Here is a 16,923-nt window from a genome sequence, read left to right as displayed (position 1 = left end):
AATGGTGGGGGCAATGGCGGCGGCAACAGCGGTGGCAATTCGAGCAACGGCAATGCCGGTGGCGGCAATGCCAATGCCGGTCCTGGGAACAACAGCGGCAAGGGCAACACCAGTCCTGGCAGCAAGGGCAGACATGTCAATGCCGCGACCGGCGACACGGTCGAGGTCGACGGCAACAAGATCACCGTCATCCACCGCAACGGCATGAAGGAAGAGATCGACGCCGGCCGCTTCGAGATGACGGATGCGCAAGGCCGCACCATCGTCGAGCGCCAGGCGACGCGGGAGGATTTCGCCCGCCTGCTGAACTTGTGAGGGTTGAGAGAAGCTACCCCCTTTTCCCGCACCCTCGCATGTCACCCCCGTCTTCCGGAGACGGGGGTGATTGCGTTTTAGGGAATAGGAAGTAGGCAGTAGGCAGTCTGCCTAGTCCCCAATCCCTACTGCCTATTCCCTACTGCCTAAACTTATTGCCTGTCTTTCGCCTCATGCATCAGCAGCGCCGCTTCCGTGCGGTTGCGCACGTTGAGCTTGGCCAGCACCCTGGTCATGTGGTGCTTGACTGTCTTTTCCTGCAGCGCCAGCCGGGCGGCGACTTCCTTGTTGCTCAAGCCCTCGGCCACCAGCTTCAGGATCTCGGCCTCGCGGCCGGTGAGCTGGCTGAGCGGGTCGGGCTTGCGGCCGGTGGGCTGCAACAGGTCCGACAGCAGCCGGGCCGAGAGTGTCGGCGAGACATAGCTCTGGCCGGTGGCGACATCGCGCAGGATCTCGGCCAGCGACTTTGAGCCGACGCCCTTCAGCACATAGCCGCGCGCACCGGCCTTGAGCGCCTGGGCGACGTCGGAATTGGTTTCCGAAACCGTCAGCATGACGATCTTCTGCTCGGGCGCCGCCGCCAGGATGCTGGCCAGCGCGTTGAGGCCGCCGCCCGGCATGCTGATGTCGAGCATCAGGATATCGGGAGCGCTGGCGCGGACCAGCCTTTCGGCATCCTCGGCGCTGGCGCCTTCGCCCACAAGTTCGAAGCCGCCGATCTCGCCGAGGCTGCGCGCCACGCCCTCGCGAAACAGCGGATGGTCGTCGACAATGGCTATACGGATGGGTGCGGTCACGGCTGCTCCTCGACAGACAATGTGATTACCAGTCTCGTTCCCCCGGGGCCTGACAGCGTCTCGAACTGCCCGCCAATGCTTTCGATACGCTCCCTGAGCCCGGCAAGCCCGAGGCCTTCGCTCCTTGCGGGGTTGAAGCCTGGACCAGTGTCCTGCACCTCCACCACCAGCTTGCCGCCCTTCATCGTGGCTCTCACCTGCTGGCCCTTGCCCTTGCCGTGTCGGTAAGCGTTGTTCAGCCCTTCCTGCACGAAACGATAGATGCTGATCTTCTCCGAGGTGCCGAGTTCCGGCAAGCGCTCCGGCAGCGTCAGCAACACTTTGGTGTTCGTGCGGCGCTCATGCTCGGCCACGGCCAGCCGCAGTATGTCGGCCACCGCCTGGGTCTCGATCTGCGGCAGCACGAGGCCGTTGCAGATGCCGCGTATCTCGCGCATCGCCTCGCCGAGCGTTTTGTGGATGCCGGCGATCTCGGCCTCGCGCTGCGGTTTCGGCGTCGCGGGGTCGACCAGGATCGGGCTGTCCATCCTGAGCGCGGCAAGCGCCACCAGTTGCGCCGGCCCGTCATGCAGGTCGGCGCCGATGCGCCTCAGATACCGCTCGTTGATGGCGGTGGCGCGGCGCGAGGCGCGCTGCACGCGCTGGCGCAGCGACGAATTCTGCGCAAGTGCCGACTGCAACTCGGTAACCTTGGCCTCCAGCGCGGCGCGCTGTGTCTGGATGGTGCGGCTGCCGCGAAAGACGATGCCCGACAACAGCGCGAGCGAGGTCGCGGTGGCGCTGGCCACCACCAGCCAGGTCCATCTCAGCGCCGAGTTCAGCGTCTCCTGGAAATCGTCGGCGATCTCGTAGAATTCGGACACCGCCACCACTTCACCCGACCATGGCTCGCGCACCGGATTGTAGATCTCGAACAGCGGCGCGTTCACAACTTTCTCCTCGTTGGTTTCGGGGTCGTCGGTGAGATTGTTGTATTCAGCCACGACATTGCCGGCGAAAGCCGACTTCAGGTTGAGGTTGGGGGGAAAGTTCTTGCCGATCAGAGCCGAGTCGTCGGCGTAGAGCACCGTGCCGTCGCGCCGCCACAGCTTGAACGACACCAGCCTCTTTCCGAGCGCGCCCTGGCCGAGCGTTTCGTCCAGCGCCCGCTTGACCGAGTCGTCGAGCTCGCGGCTCTTGCGCAGGTCCGGCAGCAGCGGTGCGATGACGCTGTCGACATAGAGCGCTGTCGTGGTGGCGGAGTTGTGCATCACCCCCTCGCGGATCTGCGACGTTACCCAAAGGCCAACCACGAGCATCACCGCCAAAAGCCCGATGCCGCCGGCAATCACGAACTGCCAGGCCAGCGACAGCCCGCTCCAGACTTGCACAAGTCGTTTCAAGATCTCCCTGAGCATCCGCGTGATTCACCCCGCCGCCGGCCAAGACTATAGGCCAGTCGCGGCGATTGCGACACAGACCTTGGTCCGGCTTCCCGAGGAAGGTTAATCGGGCGGCTGTCGAGCCGGCTGGTCGATTTATTGAGTATCTGCTAATATTATCATGGCTGCGAGCCCGCTGCGGCATTACGCGGCGATGGCATCAGCCGGCGTCGAGGGGACGGCATGCGGATCGCAATGATGGGTGCGGGCGGCATCGGCGGTTACATCGGGGCCAGGCTCGCCGAGGCGGGAGGCGACGTCAGCTTCATTGCTCGCGGCGCGCACCTGGAGGCCATGCGCCAGGGTGGCCTGCGAATTCACAGCGACGCCGGCAATATTTTCCTGCCCACCGTATCCGCAAGCGCTTCTCCGGCCGACATCGGCCCCGTCGATCTCGTGATCTTCGCGGTCAAGCTCTACGACGGCGAGAAGGCCGCCGCGGCGCTCGGACCACTGATTGCCAGGAACACCCGCGTCGTGACTCTGCAAAACGGCATCGACAGCATCGAATTGCTGCGTCGCCATGTTCGCGACGACAAGGTTATCGGTGGCGCCACCTATCTTTCCGGCTTCATCGGCAGACCCGGAGAGGTCGTCCATGCGGGCGGGCTGCAGCAAATTCTCGTCGGCGGTCATCGTGAGCCTCTGATCCGCGAGCTTCAAGCGCTTTGCGATCGGGCAGTAGGGCTCGAACTGAAGCCGGTCGCCGACATCGACAGCGTGCTCTGGGAGAAGTTCGTGACGCTTGCAGCCTTCTCCGGCGCGACGTCGCTCATGCGCTCGGGCATTGGTCCAATCCTTGGCGATCCCGAGGCGCGGATCTTCGTCGAGCAATTGCGGGACGAGGGGATGGCGGTTGCCGCCGCGGCCGGTCATCCGATGGCGGAAGGATTCGAGGAACGCGTCATCACGAGATGGACCGCATTCCCACCGCATGTGAAATCATCGATGGCCAACGACCTTGAAAGAGGCAAGCCCATCGAGGTCGCCTGGCTCTCAGGGCGCATGCATGAACTGGGCATGAAGCTCTCCATTGCGACTCCTGGCCACACCGCGGTGTTCCGCGCCTTGCATCTCCATGCGGCGGGGGCCGCCGCCTAGCGTTGTTCCATCGAGGTTCCCTGGGAGGACATCATGGCAAGTGCGTCGACTGAAAGCGGTCTGGCAACGACGGACAATGGAGCTGCCGGCGCTCAGGACATGTTCAACAGCGAGCTTGAAACCTACCGCAGGATCGTCGGCGCGAACCTGATGTTCCATCAGGAAATCTATCACCTTCTGCGCGACTTGCTTGTCGAGCAAGCGCCCGCCTCATTCCGCTTCCTAGACGTGGCGTGCGGAGATGCCAGTGCCTCCGCCGCGATGCTGAGGACGACCGCGATAGGCAACTATGTCGGTATCGACTTGTCCGAGGCATCGCTGCGGTTGGCGGCCCGGGAGCTGCAGGCCCTTCCTTGCCCCGTCGAGCTGCGCTGCTGCGATTTCGCGCCGGCAATGGCGAAGTGGTCGGAGCCGATCGACGTGATCTGGATCGGCATGTCGCTGCACCATCTGCCGACGGCGGCCAAGGCAAGGCTGATGCGCAACGCCCACAGGGCCCTGGGCGGCATGGGCCTGTTCGTGATCTGGGAGCCGGCGCTGTTCGAGGGAGAGGATCGCGCCGCCTGGCTCGCGCGCTTCTCCTTGCTGCGCGACAAATGGTCGGCCGTTTCCGACGAGGAATTCGCATCGATGGAAAGGCATATGCTTCTGGCCGATTTCCCCGAAACCTCGCGAACCTGGCTTCGCTTGGGGCGGGATGCCGGCTTCTCGCATGCGGAGGACATTTTCTTGATGCCCAATCGAATGGGCAGGGTGTTCCGTTATTGGAACTAGTCGGCCGTTGGGGCGGCCATCCGTCCAGGTTGAACCAGCGGCCGGAGTGAAGACGTCATGCAGGGAGAGGCGCTCCGGTGCTGAAGATCCTGAAACGCCGGCTGCCGGGCGATTTGGCCGGCGCGCTCGAGCATCTTGGTCGCCGATGGCTGGCCGAGCAGCCATTCTCCGGAGAATTGTGCAATATCTATCCCGCGCCGGAAGAGGGGAGGCCGCGGACGCCATTATCGCCGCATGGCAAGGCACGCACCAAGGGAGAGCAGGATGCGGGCAGGCAAGATTGAGCAAGCCGCGGCAAATGCCGAGGCAACCCCGTCGGGCGATGCGCCGGTTCCAGTCGCCGTCCTGGTCGAAGGCCGTTGCGGGCGCTTGCGCCCGCTCGAGGCCGGACGTGATGCGGCAAGGCTCTATCGGCTCTCGCATGACGAGCACACCGAGGCCACCTGGATAGACATGAAGGTGGGACCTTTTGCCACCGAGCAGGCCTTCGCCGAGCATGTCGCCGCGCTGGTGGCGGACCCCAAGCGCGCATTCTTCGCGGTCGACGGTCCCGACGGTGAAGCGCTGGGGTGGCTCTGCCTGATGGAAGCCAGGCCGGTGCACCATGTCGTCGAACTCGGATATGTGCTCTATACGCCGCCGCTGCAGCGCACGCGGCTCGCCACCGAGGCGCTCTACCTCATCCTGCGCCATGTCTTCGACGATCTCGGCTACCGGCGCCTCGAATGGACATGCACATCGACCAACCAACGTTCGCGCGCGGCGGCCGTGCGGCTCGGCTTCGTTTACGAGGGCACGCATCGCCAGGGCCTGTTTCTGAAAGGCAAGCCCTGCGACATCCCGATGTATTCAATGCTTTCGCGTGAATGGCCGGCCAATCGCGCCGCCTTGGAGGCCTGGCTCGATCCCGCCAATTTCAGGGAGGGACTGCAGGTCCGCTCCCTGGCCGAGATTCGTTCACCGCCCGATTTCACGGATCCGCCTTTGCCGATCTGAAGGCCCCGATGGCAAGTCCGCTCGTGGTACCGGCAGCGACCTGATCATTTGTCGGAGGCGGCCTTGCGGGTTCCTCGCTCGCCATCGCCCTTGCCGGTCGCGGCGCCCGCTATTTCAGAGAGATATGAGGTCGAGCGACCATACCGCACGGCGTTGCGCCGCCAGGGAACGCAAGGCGGGGCGATTGCGTTCTGTGTCGCTATGTCGAGGAGCCCTTACAAGGCCGAAAGGCCGGCCCTGACCTCGCTTGCCGAGGCGGAGCGCCAGGCGCGCGCGGAAAAGAACGCCAGGCTGAGGAACCTTCGTACACATACGTCGTGGCTGGTGCTCGATCCCGACGCGCTTTTCCGCGACGAGATCGACTGCTCGGCGCTGTTCGGTGACATAACGATGCCGAAGGTGAGCTCGTCCTAACCAGCAACTCCCCTCAGGCTGCTAGATCGGTTCAGCGTTTCACAGCATCGCCGAACCGCTCTAAGCCTTTGTTTTTGCGCAACTTCGGACGGACAACCGCTGCGCACTTTTCCCGGAATTGCTCTAAGCGATCTGAAGCCGTCCGACTGAATCCGCCCGCGATATCGCGACCAGCCGTGCGACGGCCAATGGCGCCATGACCATCAAAACCGCCGTGGTGCCGAGGAAGATCGACCAAGCCAGATCGATTCCGCTGTGATCAAAGCAGACCGCAAGTTCCATCACGCTTTACCCCTTACTGAACCACCCACCCGCTGCGCATCAGTGCCACCCTTGCGTAGGCCAAGCATGATCCTGATTTGCGAGAAATACAAGTGATCGCTAATTTAGGTTATGGGTCAGCTTGAAATATCTAGCTGACCTTTTCGTCCAGCTTCGCTTGAAGCCTGGACGCAGCCCTGATGAGGGCTTCGGCTGCTTCCCGATCCAGCGCAACGTCCAGCAGCCCGCCTGGTGTCTGTATGGAGAGGATGCCAAGGGCGCCTTGCTCGTCATCGACAATCGTTACGTGGAACTCTGTCGGCACGAACGGTGGTGCCTTTTTCGTTTGGGTCATTGGTGTTCGTATCTCTGGGAGCGCTTCGACAATCGCGCAATCCGTAGATGCGTTCAAGCGGTCTCAGGTTGTAGCCATCGGCCGCGCGCCGCGACGCCGATCCAGCAGGCCGTTTGACAAGGCGGCCCGTCCCGCCGAAACATAGACGGCATTTCGTGCCGCCGGAGGGGCGGCGGGGTGGTGGGCTTGCCAAATACCGGGAAGATTGCGCCTGGAGCGCCCTTGCATCTGTCCACGATGAGCGTGCCGCCGCGCGACAGGCTGGGCACCTGGCTCGAATTCTATGGGCAAAAGCTCTTCAACCTGGAGATCGAGCCGTTCGGCGATGAGCCGTTCCGGGCCGACGTGACCTTGCGGTCGCTGCCGGGCGTCAGCCTGTCGACCGGCGCCCGCAGCAATGCTCATTACCGGATCAGGCAGCAGCACCTGAAGAACGCCGGCGACATGGTCATGCTGATTGCGGTGCTTGCCGGGCGCGGCCGCTCGGTGCAGCGCAACCGCGAGGCGCTGACCTTGCCCGGCCAGGCGGTGATGATGCTGACCAGCGAACCCGCCATCCACACGCTGGTCGATTCCGGTCGCTATCTCAGTCTCTACGTGCCACGGGCGGCGCTTGCTTCGATCGCGCCGGGCTTCGACCGACCGCTGGTGAGCTCGATCGACGCTGGCCGCGAAGCGCTTCGCCTCCTCATCGGCTATGCCTGCATGATCAACAATGCCGGCGCTCTCGCATCGCCGGAACTGCAGCTCGGGCTGGCCGCGCATATCCAGGACCTCCTGGCGCTGACGCTGGCCGACAATGGCGAGGCTGTGGAGATCGCCCGTGGGCGGGGCCTGCGCGCGGCCCGGCTGCCACAGTTCCGCCGATAGCTGAGCCACAGTCGCGCCCGGTCCAAGGTGCGGTCGTGTGGGTTCCAAGCCCGCCGGCGATTCGTCGCCTATTGTCCCGCCATTTCTGAAATCCTGCGGGAACATATTCTATGCGACACGGAAATTTCGTCTCGGGCGTGGTGCTCGCTTGCGCGCTGGCGACGCTTGCCGGCCAGCCGGCCGCCCATGCGGCCGACGTCCAGGCCGCACCGGAGGCTTTCGACTGGAGCGGCGCTTATGTCGGGAGTGACATAGGCTGGCTTGGGCCATCCGGACGCTGGGAAAGCGGCAATCCCGGAAACACCTTTATCGGCCCCACCGCATACTCCGGCGGCGGCGTGACCGGTGGATTGCATCTGGGCTACAACTGGCAGATCGACGCGCCTTTTGTGATCGGCATCGAAGTCGATTGGGGTCTTTCCAACGCCGAGGCTTCCAGCCAGACGGTGGGTGGCTTGCCCGCGTTCGGGGGCTCGGCGACCTCGCGTTGGCAAGGCTCGGCACGCGCGCGGGTGGGGGCTGCCTTCGATCGGATGCTGCTATACGGCACTGCCGGCGTCAGCGTGGCGAAATTTGACTATTGGATGGCCGAGTTGCCACCTGTTACCAAGTTCGCATTTTCCGCAACCCGCACCGGAGTCATCGTTGGCGCCGGTCTTGAGTACGCCCTTGCAAGGGACTGGTCGGTGCGGGTCGAATACCGCCATGCCGACTATGGCAAAGCGGTAGCCCAAGTGTCCCCGATCTTTGGGGAACAACGCCACGCGCTGCGGACCGACTCCGTCCAATTCGGCTTCAGCTATAAATTCAATTGAGTTCGAAGAGCACGACGAGATTTCAGCCACAGCAGGCTTTGCCGATCCCAGGCGAACAACAGGATGGGCTCGCCGCCTTCTGCTCTTCCAGCCATCGATCGCGCGGCTTGCAGCTTGCCGGCCGCGGCGCCAGCTCGACCTCGACGGCATCGCCGACCAGCGTCGGCCGCGTTGCCCGGTGAAGCTCCATCGGCCGGATGCCGTCGCTGACTTCGAAGGTCAGCCTGGCGGACTGATCGAGCGCCACGTGATCGGCAACCTTGCGGATGATGGCAGCGAACTTGCCGGCCGGCATGTAGACCGGTCCGCCTTCGTCGACGTCCCATAGCTGCACGAAAATTTCCGACCAGGATTCGGGGTTTGCCCCGCAATCCAGCGCCGAGAACTGCCCCGCCTTGACCTCCGTCACGTGGTAGCCCGGCTTTACCGGCCGGCCGTCATAGCGGAACACCAGCGGCTTGTCCTTGTGGTCGGCCAGCGCATCGAGCAGGTCTCCGATGGTCAGGTCGGATGGCTCCAGTGGAAGGGCAGGAGCGATTTTCCGGTTGTCAGGAGAAAGCATGTCGGCTACTCCTCATTTCGATATTTCAAGGATTATTGAAACATGGATGGACGTCAAGCCCTGATCGCTTTTGGCGCGCTGTCGCAGGAGACGCGGCTCAGGCTGCTTCGATTGCTGGTCGTTGCCGGGCCGGACGGCATCGCCGCCGGTTCGCTTGCCGAACAGGTCGAGGTCTCGCCGTCCAATGTCAGCTTCCATCTCAAGGAAATGGAGCGAGCGGGCCTGGTCACGGCGCGGCGCGATGCGCGTTCGATCGTCTACAGCGCCGAGTACGATGCGCTGTCCGGCCTGATCCGGTTCCTGATGGAGGATTGCTGCTCGGGCCGTCCGGAAATCTGCGCGCCGGCGTTGGCGGCACCTTGCTGTCAGCCGGGCGAGGGGATCCGGCAATGATCATCGAGCCGATCGACGCGAGCGATCCGGGCGGCGTGGGAACGGCAACCTTCGACCTGCCGCGCCGCTTTGCCGCCGAAGCCCTGGGCACCGGTCTTTTGGTGGCGACAGTGGTCGGTTCCGGCATCATGGCCGAGACCTTGACGCACGACACGGCGCTGGCGCTGCTCGGCAACACGCTCGCGACCGGCGCCATGCTGGTGGTGCTGATCACCGTCCTCGGGCCGGTCTCGGGCGCCCATTTCAACCCCGCCGTTTCGCTGGTGTTCTGCCTGAACCGGACCCTGCCGGCCCGCGATCTGCCGGCCTATCTCGCCGCGCAGTTCCTGGGCGGCATCGTCGGCACGATCGCGGCGCATCTCATGTTCGCCCTGCCGGTGCTGGAGATCGCGACGAAGCTCCGCGCCGGACCAGCGCAATGGTTCTCCGAAACGGTCGCGACATTCGGCCTTGTCGCCGTCATTCTCGCCGGCCTCCGCTTCGAGCGGCGAGCCGTGCCATGGCTGGTCGGCCTCTACATCACCGCCGCCTACTGGTTCACCGCATCCACGTCCTTCGCCAATCCGGCCGTCGCGCTGGCGCGCTCGCTCACCAACACGTTTTCAGGCATCAGGCCGATCGATCTGCCAGGCTTCATCATCGCCGAGCTGCTCGGCGCCTTGGTCGCGTTGGCGCTGATGGGCTGGCTGCTGCGGTCCGAAACCGTTCAGCATTCCCAGCCATCGAAAGCCCAGCCATCGAAAGCGAAGCCATGACGGTCACGATCTACCACAACCCCGCCTGCGGCACCTCGCGCAACACGCTCGCCATGATCCGCGCCAGCGGCGAGGAGCCGATCGTTATCGAATATCTGAAGACGCCGCCGGGCCGCGCACGGCTGCTCGAGCTGATCGCGGCGATGGGGATCACCCCGCGCGAGCTGCTCAGGGAGAAGGGGACGCCTTACGCCGAGCTTGGCCTCGGCGATCCGAAATGGAGCGACGATGAGCTGATCGATTTTATGCTCGCCCATCCGATCCTCATCAACCGGCCGATCGTCGAGACGTCAAAGGGCGCAAGGCTCTGCCGGCCGTCGGAGGCGGTGCTGCCGCTGCTCGACAATCCGGTAGCGGAGTTCGTCAAGGAAGACGGCGAGAAGGTCGCATATGCGCCGCCGGCCTAGGATGGAATGAGATCCAGGTCCAGTCGGTTCAGCTGGACTGTCCTAAGGCGCCAGATGCTTCATGAAGTAGATCGAGGCTCGTGGTTTGCCGAACGGATCGACGAAGTGATGCGGCACGACACCGACTTCCCGCCAGTTCATGCGCCGGTAGAGCCGCTCGCTCGCACCGCCCTCGGCGGTGTCGAGAAGGAGCAGGGAGCGATTTCTCTTTCTTGCCTCGTCTTCGATGAATGCCATGAGGGCGGAGCCGATGCCTTGCCGCTGGAAGCCCCGATGCACGAGAAGCTTGTAGACCTCTGCCCGGTGCAGGGCATTCGGTTCCGGCGACAGGTAGAGCTGGACGGTGCCGACGAGGTTGTCATCGACATAGGCGCAGATGAGGAGGCGTTCTCCGTCCGCCAAGGAGTCGAAGATGCCCTGCCAATAAGCCTGCGCCTGCTCGGCGCCGAACGGCAGGACGAAGCCGACCAGCGCGCCGTCCTCAATGGTCTGCATCAAGATCTCGGCAAGAGCGCCGAGTTGAGCCGTTGCCTCGGTTTCGTCGATCACCGCGATGCGCATGCGATCCCCCATTTTGAGCACGATAGATAATGGGCTTTGAGCAATCCGTGAAGGCGGAAGCTCGCGCGCCGGTCGCCCGCAGCCGCCATGTCCTCGTCTCGGCGCTTGGCATCACGCAGATCCTCGCCTGGGGATCGTCCTACTATCTGCCCGCGGTGCTCGCCGCGCCGATCGCCGCCGAGACGGGCTGGTCGCTGGCTTCGGTCGTTGCCGGGCTCTCCTGCGGACTCCTGCTTGCCGGGCTGGCGTCGCCCATCATCGGCCGGCTGATCCAGCGTCACGGCGGCCGGCCGGTGCTTGCCGCGAGTTCCTTGCTCCTGGCCGCCGCTCACCTGCTGCTGGCGGCGGCCACCGTCTATCCGCTTTACCTGCTGGCCTGGCTGTTCATGGGCTTGGGCATGTCGAGCGGCCTCTACGATGCCGGCTTCGCCACGCTCGGCCGCCTCTATGGGCAAGGCGCCCGCGGCGCGATCACCAACCTGACGCTGTTCGGCGGCTTCGCCAGCACGGTTTGCTGGCCGCTCAGCGCTTTTCTCGTCGCGCATGAAGGATGGCGCGTCACGTGCCTCTCTTACGCGGCAATCCATCTGTTGATCTGCCTGCCGCTTCACCTTTGGGTGATACCGCCGCCGCCACCGGTCTCAACGCCGGCGCCGGCAACAGCCGAGCGGAAGCAGGCGTCGACCACGGGCCGGGCGAGCACACGCTTCATCCTCCTTGCCTCCATCCAGACCGTATCGGCGCTGATTGCATCGATGCTCTCCGTCCACCTCCTCACTCTCCTGCAACTGCGCGGGGTGAGCCTGGCGGTCGCGGTCGGCCTTGGCGCCCTCGTCGGCCCGTCGCAGGTCGGCGCGCGGGTGGCCGAAATGCTGATCGGCCGCAACCGCCATCATCCGATCTGGACGATGCTGGCGTCGGTGTCGCTGCTTGCGGCTGGGGTCTGGCTGCTCCTGGCAAGCCAGACGCTCATCGCCTTGGCATTGATCCTTTACGGCGCCGGCAACGGCATTCATACCATTGCGCGCGGCGCTCTGCCGCTGGTGCTGTTCGACCCTCAGCAATACGCCGCGCTCATGGGCAAGCTCGCCACGCCGAGTCTGATCGTCCAGGCGGCGGCTCCTTCGATCGGGGCGTTGCTTTTAGGGACGGGCGGCTGCGACCTCGTGCTGATGACGCTCGCATTGGCCGCGACCGTCAATCTGGCGCTCTGCGCCCGTCTGGTTGCGGTCGTGCGCCGATAATCCTTGGAGCAATTCCAGACGGAAAACCGCTGCACACTTTTCCTGGAATCGCTCTTAGGCGCAGTCCTTCAGCTCGACCACTTCGACGCCGAGGCGGAAGGCCTGTCCGTCGGCATAGGAGCGCGCACATTGCTCGGCTTCGGACGCCGGCCCTTCAGTTGATCAAACGCGGCGCCGGCTCCCGAGGGCCTTCACTGCCCGAGCATCAAGCGGCCTTGAGGTCCTTCAAGGCCTTTTCGAAGGCATCCTTGATCGGCTTGGATACGTCCTCACCAGCTCTCAACATCACCGCCTGCAGGGTCTTGGCCTGCTCGATGGAAGCGTCAATCTGTTTGTTCACGAAAGCGGCCTGCAGCTCGAAGAACTCGGACGGCGACTTCACGGCAACCAGGGCTTCGAGGTGCTTGAAGCCGGCTTCGGCATTGGCTCGCAGAACGGCAATCGTCTTCAGTGACACCTCGTTGCGGGTTGTCTTGGCCACTTCAAGGGTCGACTCAAAAGCCTTTTGAGTCGTTTCGGTGTTCGATTCCAGTTTGGAAAATGCTTCCTTCGCCTGCTCGACGCCCTGCTCGGCGACAGCGCGAACCTGCTCGGTAGCCTGGGACGGCTCGTAGGTAGCGGATTCCGTGTTTTCGATCGTTTCGGTCTTGCCGGGGATCTTGGCCATTTTCCCATCCTCTTCCAGAGAGTAGTCTCGAAAACAAGCCCCCTCCCTTATGTACGAAACCGTCGCAACGGATTTGTGAAGCCTACCTGAATTTGCGCGAACGGCTGCACGAACAGGGGTTGGCCAGCAAGGGCATGACGGCGCTTAAGACAATCACGACCACATACCGGAAGGGCGCCGGCCCCCCACGGTCAGTTGCCGGTCCGTGCCGGATGGGTTAGGACTGGAACCGAACTGGCACAAATCCGTCACATGAGCGAAGTCGAGCTGAAATTCATCCTCGACGAAGCGTCACCCAAGGAATTCTGGGTGCGCGTCAAGGCGTCGGGACTGGCCAAAGGCAGCCCAACGACGAAAACGCTGAGAAGCATCTATCTGGATACCTCAGAACACGCGCTGAAGAAGGCGGGGATAGCGTTGAGACTCAGGCGCGACGGGCGGCGCTGGGTCCAGACCGTCAAGACCAGAGCGGAACTGCACGGTGGCCTTTCGCAGGTCGGCGAGGTGGAAAACCCGGCGCCGGGAGGTCGGGTGTGCCTTGAAGCGATTCCCGATGCCTCTGTGCGCGACGAGGTCCTTCAATGCGTCAACGGCGCACCGCTTCAGCCCGTCTGTGAGACGGTGATCAAGCGTTCCGCCAGCGAACTGTCGCTTGCGGACGGCACCCGCGCGGAGCTGGCCGTCGATGTCGGCCAGATTCTCGCCGGGGGGCGGTCGGCCGACCTGAGCGAGGTGGAGATCGAGCTCCTTGAAGGCAGTCCGACAGGATTGTTCGAGATCGCGCATGTGCTGTTTCCCGATGGAGGGCTGAGGTTCTCGCGGCTTTCCAAGGCGGCGCGCGGCTATCTCCTTGCAGAAGAGGGGCGGATCGACCTGCTCCTGGCGCCTCGAAATGCCGAGGATGTTGCGATCGATGCGGATGAGATCGCCGAGCAAGCGGCGCGCAACATTTTGCGCGAGTGCCTGGATCAGGTCGCCACCAATGTCGTGGTGGTCCGAAAGCTGGAGGATTCCGAAGGGCCGCACCAGTTGCGGATCGGCCTGCGCCGCTTGCGCAGCGTGTTCTCCGTCTACGCTCCGGTGCTGGAGAGCCCGGAAATGACACGGCTTAACGACGAAGCGCGCTGGATTGGCCAGGAGGTCGGGAGGCTAAGGGATCTCGATGTGGTGACGAACGACATCGTGCAGCGGGAGGCCGGAACCCATCCGGATGAACCAGGTCTTGCCGCGCTTTCCGGCATGCTCTCACGGCAGGCAACGCAAGTGCGCCAGCGCCTTCGCGAGCTGCTTGCCGGGGCGCGTGTGCAGGCGTTCCTCATCGATCTGACGCGGTTCGTGGAGACACGCGGCTGGCTCGTTCCACAGGATTTCGACCAGACCGCGCGGCTTGCAGAGCCGGTCACCCAGTTGGCCGGCCAGGCGCTCGGCAAGCGCTGGAAGCGGGTCCGCAAGCGCGCACGCGGGATTGAGACGCTTGACCCAGAGCAGCGCCACGAATTGCGCAAGGAACTCAAGAAACTGCGCTATGCAGTCGAGTTCTTCTCTTCGCTCTACCCGGCAAAGCGTGTCGATCCGTTCCTGAAGCGCATGAAGAAACTTCAGACGGTCCTTGGGGACTTGAACGATGCCGCGACTGTCAAAACGGTGCTGCCGGGAACGGATGCCACCGCCGGCGATCCGACCGCGCAGCGCGCCATCGGCTGGGTGATCGGAGCGAGCCAGGCGCGCGCCGAACATGGCTGGAGCGGCGCAAAGGCCCTTTGGCGAAACCTAAAAGGGATCCATCCGTTCTGGAAGTGAGAGGAAGGAAGCCAAAAGCGACGCGACACTAAAGCATGTCTCCCGAAAGTGGGAACCGGTTTCGGGACAAAGACATGCGTAAAATCAAGAAACCTAAAGCGCAGGGAGCGAATCTGAAAGATCGCGACGCGCTTTAGGTCCGATTTGGCGCCCAGCGGATGTGCCGCGACCAGGTGCCCAAATGGCCGCCGGTTTTGAACCCGCGCCGGTCGCGGCATGCACGGGCAAGGAGCCTCAGGCGCAGTCCTTCAGCTCGACCACTTCGACGCCGAGGCGGAAAGCCTGTCCGTCGGCATAGGAGCGCGCATATTGTTCGGCTTCGAAGGGGAAGATCAGCGTGGTGCCGTAGGCGGTTACGCGCACCGTCCACTTGTGGCCCTTGACGAGTTCGACACCGTGAAGCTTCGCCGTCACCATCTCACCCTCCTCCAGTCCTGCACGCTCGCGACGCAGAGATAACGTCGCGGAAGTCATTTGAGTACAAATAATCCGACCGAATTATGTCGCTGGCGCGTCGATTCCGACATTTCGCTTGGCGCTTCCGTGAAATGGATCACGCTCGGTCCTGCCGGAACCCGGGACAGCCCCGGAGGTTAGAGTCACGAAGTCACAGGAGGCTGCCATGATCCGCAAGCTGAAATCCGGCGAATACCGTCTCTATTCGCGCAAGGTCGATCCGAGGACAGGCAAGCGCCGCAACCTCGGCACCTTCAAGTCGCGGGAGGCCGCCGAGAAGCACGAGCGCGAGGTGCAGTACTTCAAGCGGCACTAGCGGGTTTTGAAGTCCGCTGGCAATGATCGGCTCTTTGAATGCGCAGCGTCATCGCCCATGTCGCAGCATTTCGCGGGCAGCAAGCAGGTGCGCGCTCTAGTCCGTCGTGTCGTCGCCGTTCGAGCGTGAACCAAGCGCGTGGGCTTCGCGCTCCAGCACCGCGCGATCATTGCCGTATTTGGCAAAGAGTTGCCGAGCCTCAGGGATCGTAAGCTGGAACTTCCTCGCGAAATGGGCGACGTCGAAATCCTCGCCGATCGAGAGGTGATCAGTGGCATCGCGTGAGCTTTCATTGCCTGACATCGGAATATTCCTCCTGCCAGAAGAAAGGCGCGCGCGACGGCATGGTTCCGAGTTGTTCCCAAGCGATGTTCTGACAGACGCTCGAGACCCGCGGCCAATCCGTTAGGCGTCGGCAGCGGCTCTGGGTCCATTGTAATATCCTACCCTGGGGGATAGGATATCGATCATGACGATACACAGCTCGCATCCCGATATCATCGCCCGGCTCAAGCGCGCACACGGCCATCTGGCCGCCGTGCTCACCATGTTCGAGCAGGGGCGTTCCTGCCAGGACCTCGCGCAACAGCTTCATGCCGTCGAAAGCGCGGTCGGCAACGCCAAGCGCGAACTGATCCACGATCATATGGAGCATTGCCTGGTCGAAGGCGGCGAGCCGACCAGGGATACGCTCAAGGAGCTGAAGCAGCTCACCAAATATCTGTGAGGCCGCCATGTGGGCAAGAATTCTGGACTGGTTCGGGTTCGGGTCACATGGTCATGGCCATGGCGGGCACGGCCATGATCATCACGGTCCGCACAGCCATACGCATGGCGTGATCGACGCCACGATCGCGACGACCGATCACGGCATCTGGGCGATCAAATGGTCGTTCGTGATCCTGGCGCTCACGGCCGCGCTGCAACTTGTCGTCGTCGTATTTTCGGGCAGCGTGGCACTGCTCGCCGACACCATCCACAACGTTGCCGACGCGACCACCGCCATACCGCTCTGGATCGCCTTCGCGCTGGCGCGCCGCAAGCCGACCAGGACCTTCACCTATGGCCTCGGCCGCGTCGAGGACCTCGCCGGCATCGCCATCGTGCTCATCATCCTGGCGAGCGCCTTGGTCGCCGGATACGAGGCGATCGACCGCCTGCTCAACCCCCAGCCGGTGCGGTTCCTCGGCTGGCTTGCCGCTGCCGGCATCATCGGCTTCCTCGGCAACGAGGCGGTGGCCGTATTCCGGATCCGCGTCGGCCGTGAGATCAACAGCGCCGCGCTGATCGCCGACGGCTATCACGCCCGCACCGACGGCTTGACCAGCCTCGCCGTCGTCATCGGCGCGATCGGCGTCTGGCTCGGCTTTCCGCTGGCGGACCCGATCATCGGCCTCATCATCACCCTCGCCATTTTCGGCATCGTCTGGCAGTCGGCGCGCTCGGTGCTGACCCGTATGCTGGACGGAGTGGAGCCCGGCCTCGTCGCCGAAATCCACCACGCGGCCGAACATGTCGCGGGCATCGACAGGTTGGTCGAGGCGAAGGCCCGGTGGCTAGGCCACAAGCTGCATGTCGACGTGGCGATCGCTGTCAATGACGGGCTGCTGCTCGCCGCCGCGAACAACATCGCCGCGTCGCTG

Annotated in this window: 24 protein-coding genes and 1 pseudogene; 16 read left to right on the top strand and 9 right to left on the bottom strand. The window is 63.7% G+C overall.

What is annotated here, in order from left to right; translation table 11 throughout:
- Positions 1-315, top strand: a pseudogene (locus EOA38_RS39075) (hypothetical protein); the annotation flags it as partial.
- Between the two features lie 152 nt (positions 316-467).
- On the opposite strand, the gene EOA38_RS09480 reads toward EOA38_RS39075, so the two are convergent.
- Positions 468-1,112 (bottom strand): response regulator transcription factor, encoded by a 645-nt coding sequence (locus EOA38_RS09480; RefSeq protein ID WP_126094719.1) that lies wholly within the window; start codon positions 1,110-1,112, stop codon positions 468-470.
- Entirely contained in the window at positions 1,109-2,509 is a 1,401-nt protein-coding gene (locus EOA38_RS09475; protein WP_126094718.1) for a sensor histidine kinase, read from the bottom strand. The genes EOA38_RS09480 and EOA38_RS09475 overlap by 4 nt, the downstream gene beginning before the upstream one ends.
- A gap of 207 nt (positions 2,510-2,716) precedes the next feature.
- On the opposite strand from EOA38_RS09475, the gene EOA38_RS09470 reads away from it, so the two are divergent.
- The 5 genes from EOA38_RS09470 (at position 2,717) to EOA38_RS39070 (ending at position 5,818) form a co-directional block, all read left to right on the top strand.
- Positions 2,717-3,634, top strand: a complete 918-nt coding sequence (locus EOA38_RS09470; RefSeq protein WP_245464725.1) for a 2-dehydropantoate 2-reductase — start codon at positions 2,717-2,719, stop codon at positions 3,632-3,634.
- Between the two features lie 33 nt (positions 3,635-3,667).
- The gene (locus EOA38_RS09465) at positions 3,668-4,408 is read left to right on the top strand and encodes a class I SAM-dependent methyltransferase (RefSeq protein ID WP_126094717.1); all 741 of its coding nucleotides are present in this window, start codon (positions 3,668-3,670) and stop codon (positions 4,406-4,408) included.
- A gap of 77 nt (positions 4,409-4,485) precedes the next feature.
- Positions 4,486-4,692, top strand: a complete 207-nt coding sequence (locus EOA38_RS09460) for a hypothetical protein (protein WP_126094716.1) — start codon at positions 4,486-4,488, stop codon at positions 4,690-4,692.
- Positions 4,673-5,404 carry a GNAT family protein gene (locus tag EOA38_RS09455; RefSeq protein WP_189434571.1) on the top strand — a complete coding sequence of 244 codons (732 nt, stop codon included), beginning with the start codon at positions 4,673-4,675 and terminating at the stop codon, positions 5,402-5,404. The genes EOA38_RS09460 and EOA38_RS09455 overlap by 20 nt, the downstream gene beginning before the upstream one ends.
- A 63-nt stretch (positions 5,405-5,467) precedes the next feature.
- Positions 5,468-5,818 (top strand): hypothetical protein, encoded by a 351-nt coding sequence (locus EOA38_RS39070; protein ID WP_189434569.1) that lies wholly within the window; start codon positions 5,468-5,470, stop codon positions 5,816-5,818.
- A 123-nt stretch (positions 5,819-5,941) separates the two neighbouring features.
- On the opposite strand, the gene EOA38_RS39065 is transcribed toward EOA38_RS39070, so the two are convergent.
- Positions 5,942-6,100 (bottom strand): hypothetical protein, encoded by a 159-nt coding sequence (locus EOA38_RS39065; RefSeq protein WP_189434567.1) that lies wholly within the window; start codon positions 6,098-6,100, stop codon positions 5,942-5,944.
- Between the two features lie 130 nt (positions 6,101-6,230).
- Positions 6,231-6,434, bottom strand: a complete 204-nt coding sequence (locus EOA38_RS09445; protein WP_126094713.1) for a hypothetical protein — start codon at positions 6,432-6,434, stop codon at positions 6,231-6,233.
- A gap of 222 nt (positions 6,435-6,656) precedes the next feature.
- On the opposite strand from EOA38_RS09445, the gene EOA38_RS09440 reads away from it, so the two are divergent.
- Together EOA38_RS09440 and EOA38_RS09435 are read left to right on the top strand one after the other, a co-directional pair.
- Positions 6,657-7,304: a hypothetical protein gene (locus EOA38_RS09440; protein ID WP_126094712.1), complete on the top strand. Its 648-nt coding sequence runs from the start codon at positions 6,657-6,659 to the stop codon at positions 7,302-7,304.
- Positions 7,305-7,414: 110 nt separating this feature from the next.
- Positions 7,415-8,119: an outer membrane beta-barrel protein gene (locus tag EOA38_RS09435; RefSeq protein ID WP_126094711.1), complete on the top strand. Its 705-nt coding sequence runs from the start codon at positions 7,415-7,417 to the stop codon at positions 8,117-8,119.
- Positions 8,120-8,141: 22 nt separating this feature from the next.
- Here EOA38_RS09435 and EOA38_RS09430 read toward each other — a convergent pair whose 3' ends face one another.
- The gene (locus EOA38_RS09430) at positions 8,142-8,681 is read right to left on the bottom strand and encodes a DUF6428 family protein (RefSeq protein ID WP_126094710.1); all 540 of its coding nucleotides are present in this window, start codon (positions 8,679-8,681) and stop codon (positions 8,142-8,144) included.
- Positions 8,682-8,723: 42 nt separating this feature from the next.
- On the opposite strand from EOA38_RS09430, the gene EOA38_RS09425 reads away from it, so the two are divergent.
- From EOA38_RS09425 to arsC, 3 genes are read left to right on the top strand one after another with little or no spacing between them, the layout of a single operon-like run.
- Positions 8,724-9,074, top strand: coding sequence for a metalloregulator ArsR/SmtB family transcription factor (locus EOA38_RS09425; protein WP_126094709.1), 351 nt, complete (start codon positions 8,724-8,726; stop codon positions 9,072-9,074).
- The gene (locus tag EOA38_RS09420) at positions 9,071-9,829 is read left to right on the top strand and encodes an MIP/aquaporin family protein (protein WP_126094708.1); all 759 of its coding nucleotides are present in this window, start codon (positions 9,071-9,073) and stop codon (positions 9,827-9,829) included. Before EOA38_RS09425 ends, EOA38_RS09420 begins: the two co-directional genes overlap by 4 nt.
- Entirely contained in the window at positions 9,826-10,236 is a 411-nt protein-coding gene (gene arsC, locus EOA38_RS09415; protein ID WP_126094707.1) for an arsenate reductase (glutaredoxin), read from the top strand. Before EOA38_RS09420 ends, arsC begins: the two co-directional genes overlap by 4 nt.
- Before the next feature lie 42 nt (positions 10,237-10,278).
- On the opposite strand, the gene EOA38_RS09410 is transcribed toward arsC, so the two are convergent.
- Positions 10,279-10,797 carry a GNAT family N-acetyltransferase gene (locus tag EOA38_RS09410; protein ID WP_189350150.1) on the bottom strand — a complete coding sequence of 173 codons (519 nt, stop codon included), beginning with the start codon at positions 10,795-10,797 and terminating at the stop codon, positions 10,279-10,281.
- 47 nt (positions 10,798-10,844) lie between these two features.
- Here EOA38_RS09410 and EOA38_RS09405 point away from each other — a divergent pair, with 47 nt between their 5' ends.
- Positions 10,845-12,041 carry an MFS transporter gene (locus EOA38_RS09405; protein ID WP_245468373.1) on the top strand — a complete coding sequence of 399 codons (1,197 nt, stop codon included), beginning with the start codon at positions 10,845-10,847 and terminating at the stop codon, positions 12,039-12,041.
- 205 nt (positions 12,042-12,246) lie between these two features.
- Here the strand turns inward: EOA38_RS09405 and EOA38_RS09400 are convergent, their stop codons facing one another.
- Positions 12,247-12,708, bottom strand: a complete 462-nt coding sequence (locus tag EOA38_RS09400; RefSeq protein WP_126094705.1) for a phasin — start codon at positions 12,706-12,708, stop codon at positions 12,247-12,249.
- A gap of 252 nt (positions 12,709-12,960) precedes the next feature.
- On the opposite strand from EOA38_RS09400, the gene EOA38_RS09395 reads away from it, so the two are divergent.
- Positions 12,961-14,508, top strand: coding sequence for a CYTH and CHAD domain-containing protein (locus tag EOA38_RS09395; protein ID WP_126094704.1), 1,548 nt, complete (start codon positions 12,961-12,963; stop codon positions 14,506-14,508).
- Positions 14,509-14,742: 234 nt separating this feature from the next.
- On the opposite strand, the gene EOA38_RS09390 is transcribed toward EOA38_RS09395, so the two are convergent.
- On the bottom strand, positions 14,743-14,925 hold the full coding sequence (locus EOA38_RS09390) for a hypothetical protein (RefSeq protein ID WP_189350148.1): 183 nt from the start codon (positions 14,923-14,925) through the stop codon (positions 14,743-14,745).
- Positions 14,926-15,130: 205 nt separating this feature from the next.
- Between EOA38_RS09390 and EOA38_RS09385 the strand changes: the two genes are divergently transcribed.
- Positions 15,131-15,280, top strand: a complete 150-nt coding sequence (locus EOA38_RS09385; protein ID WP_095770090.1) for a hypothetical protein — start codon at positions 15,131-15,133, stop codon at positions 15,278-15,280.
- A 96-nt stretch (positions 15,281-15,376) separates the two neighbouring features.
- On the opposite strand, the gene EOA38_RS09380 is transcribed toward EOA38_RS09385, so the two are convergent.
- Positions 15,377-15,583 (bottom strand): DUF3606 domain-containing protein, encoded by a 207-nt coding sequence (locus EOA38_RS09380; protein ID WP_126094703.1) that lies wholly within the window; start codon positions 15,581-15,583, stop codon positions 15,377-15,379.
- Positions 15,584-15,749: 166 nt separating this feature from the next.
- Between EOA38_RS09380 and EOA38_RS09375 the strand changes: the two genes are divergently transcribed.
- Positions 15,750-16,007, top strand: a complete 258-nt coding sequence (locus EOA38_RS09375; protein WP_127299027.1) for a metal-sensing transcriptional repressor — start codon at positions 15,750-15,752, stop codon at positions 16,005-16,007.
- A gap of 7 nt (positions 16,008-16,014) precedes the next feature.
- The coding region (locus EOA38_RS09370; protein WP_145965940.1) for a cation diffusion facilitator family transporter at positions 16,015-16,923 on the top strand (909 nt) is incomplete at its 3' end.

The organism is Mesorhizobium sp. M1E.F.Ca.ET.041.01.1.1 (assembly GCF_003997355.1).
Classification (GTDB): Bacteria; Pseudomonadota; Alphaproteobacteria; order Rhizobiales; family Rhizobiaceae; genus Mesorhizobium.
The sequence above is the reverse complement of the archived record's forward strand: the minus strand, read 5'-3'. Positions and strand labels throughout refer to the sequence as shown.

Coding starts and splice junctions, on each gene's coding strand:
- EOA38_RS09375 (WP_127299027.1), top strand. CDS start 15,750: ATGACGATACACAGCTCGCATCCCGATATCATCGCCCGGCTCAAGCGC.
- arsC (WP_126094707.1), top strand. CDS start 9,826: ATGACGGTCACGATCTACCACAACCCCGCCTGCGGCACCTCGCGCAAC.
- EOA38_RS09470 (WP_245464725.1), top strand. CDS start 2,717: ATGCGGATCGCAATGATGGGTGCGGGCGGCATCGGCGGTTACATCGGG.
- EOA38_RS09395 (WP_126094704.1), top strand. CDS start 12,961: ATGAGCGAAGTCGAGCTGAAATTCATCCTCGACGAAGCGTCACCCAAG.
- EOA38_RS09465 (WP_126094717.1), top strand. CDS start 3,668: ATGGCAAGTGCGTCGACTGAAAGCGGTCTGGCAACGACGGACAATGGA.
- EOA38_RS09400 (WP_126094705.1), bottom strand. CDS start 12,708: ATGGCCAAGATCCCCGGCAAGACCGAAACGATCGAAAACACGGAATCC.
- EOA38_RS09420 (WP_126094708.1), top strand. CDS start 9,071: ATGATCATCGAGCCGATCGACGCGAGCGATCCGGGCGGCGTGGGAACG.
- EOA38_RS09455 (WP_189434571.1), top strand. CDS start 4,673: ATGCGGGCAGGCAAGATTGAGCAAGCCGCGGCAAATGCCGAGGCAACC.
- EOA38_RS09410 (WP_189350150.1), bottom strand. CDS start 10,797: ATGCGCATCGCGGTGATCGACGAAACCGAGGCAACGGCTCAACTCGGC.
- EOA38_RS09435 (WP_126094711.1), top strand. CDS start 7,415: ATGCGACACGGAAATTTCGTCTCGGGCGTGGTGCTCGCTTGCGCGCTG.
- EOA38_RS39065 (WP_189434567.1), bottom strand. CDS start 6,100: ATGGAACTTGCGGTCTGCTTTGATCACAGCGGAATCGATCTGGCTTGG.
- EOA38_RS09390 (WP_189350148.1), bottom strand. CDS start 14,925: ATGGTGACGGCGAAGCTTCACGGTGTCGAACTCGTCAAGGGCCACAAG.
- EOA38_RS09445 (WP_126094713.1), bottom strand. CDS start 6,434: ATGACCCAAACGAAAAAGGCACCACCGTTCGTGCCGACAGAGTTCCAC.
- EOA38_RS09380 (WP_126094703.1), bottom strand. CDS start 15,583: ATGTCAGGCAATGAAAGCTCACGCGATGCCACTGATCACCTCTCGATC.
- EOA38_RS09425 (WP_126094709.1), top strand. CDS start 8,724: ATGGATGGACGTCAAGCCCTGATCGCTTTTGGCGCGCTGTCGCAGGAG.
- EOA38_RS09430 (WP_126094710.1), bottom strand. CDS start 8,681: ATGCTTTCTCCTGACAACCGGAAAATCGCTCCTGCCCTTCCACTGGAG.
- EOA38_RS09385 (WP_095770090.1), top strand. CDS start 15,131: ATGATCCGCAAGCTGAAATCCGGCGAATACCGTCTCTATTCGCGCAAG.
- EOA38_RS09475 (WP_126094718.1), bottom strand. CDS start 2,509: ATGCTCAGGGAGATCTTGAAACGACTTGTGCAAGTCTGGAGCGGGCTG.